We start from the raw sequence: 1,062 nt of genomic DNA on the forward strand, positions 1-1,062 counted from the left end.
TAGGCCGTGTGTCATAAGTGCCCTGTGGTCCTGGCTGTGAGGTAGATCGGCTGGGCGTGTCGGTGACCGGGATGCGGTGAGGTCTCCGGTAGATGGGTTATCGACCAAGACAACCATCTGCACGGAGACCTCGTGGCCAGCGTAGCGGTGACGAGGCGGCACGACCTGAGCGACGCGCAGTGGGCGGTGTTGGAGCCGCTGCTGCCCCGACCGAAGAAGCCGGGTCGGCCGCCGAAGTGGAGCAAGCGGCAGTTGATTGACGGGATCAGGTGGCGGGTCCGTACGGGTGCGCCATGGCGGGACGTGCCGGACTGCTACGGGCACTGGCGCACGGTGTACGGGCTGTACCGGCACTGGCAGCGGGCCGGGGTGTGGGCGCGGATCCTGGCCGGGTTGCAGGGTCGGGCCGACGCGTTCGGGTTGATCACCTGGGACGTGAGTGTGGACTCCACGATCGCCCGGGCGCATCAGCACGCCGCTGGTGCCCGCCGGGACAGTCACACGCAGGTCGAGCCGCCGGGCGGGTCCGGCGCCGTCGAGCCGGCCGATCACGCGCTGGGTCGCTCGCGTGGCGGTCTGACGACGAAGCTGCATCTGGCCTGTGAGCAGGGCCGCAAGGTACTCGCGTTTGTGGTCACCGGTGGGCAGCGTGGCGACAGCCCGCAGTTCACCACCGTGCTGGACCGCATCCGGGTGCCTCGCCTCGGCGTCGGTCGGCCCCGGTGTCGGCCGGAGCGGGTCCTGGCCGACAAGGCGTACAGCAGCAAGGCCAACCGGAGCTACCTGCGCCGGCGTGGCATCGGCTGCGTCATCCCGGTCAAGGCCGACCAGGCCGCGAACCGACGTAAGAAGGGGTCGGCGGGTGGCCGTCCACCGGCCTTCGACCCCAGCGCATACCGGCAGCGTCACGCCGTGGAGTGCGGCATCAACCTGCTCAAACAACACCGCGCCGTGGCCACCCGCTACGACAAACTCGCCGTGCGCTACGAAGCCACCGCCACCATCAGCATGATCGACACCTGGCTTCGGAGACTCGAACGGCACTTATGACACACGGCCTAG

At 69.0% G+C, this 1,062-nt stretch carries 1 protein-coding gene; it reads left to right on the plus strand.

Annotation, left to right across the window (positions count from 1 at the left end):
- Positions 1-132: 132 nt before the first annotated feature.
- Complete coding sequence (locus ABGB05_RS36900; RefSeq protein ID WP_347658672.1) at positions 133-1,050, plus strand: IS5 family transposase; 918 nt, start codon at positions 133-135, stop codon at positions 1,048-1,050.
- The last annotated feature ends 12 nt before the right edge of the window (positions 1,051-1,062 follow it).

It is taken from the genome of Plantactinospora sp. B5E13 (assembly GCF_039871775.1).
GTDB lineage: Bacteria > Actinomycetota > Actinomycetes > Mycobacteriales > Micromonosporaceae > Plantactinospora.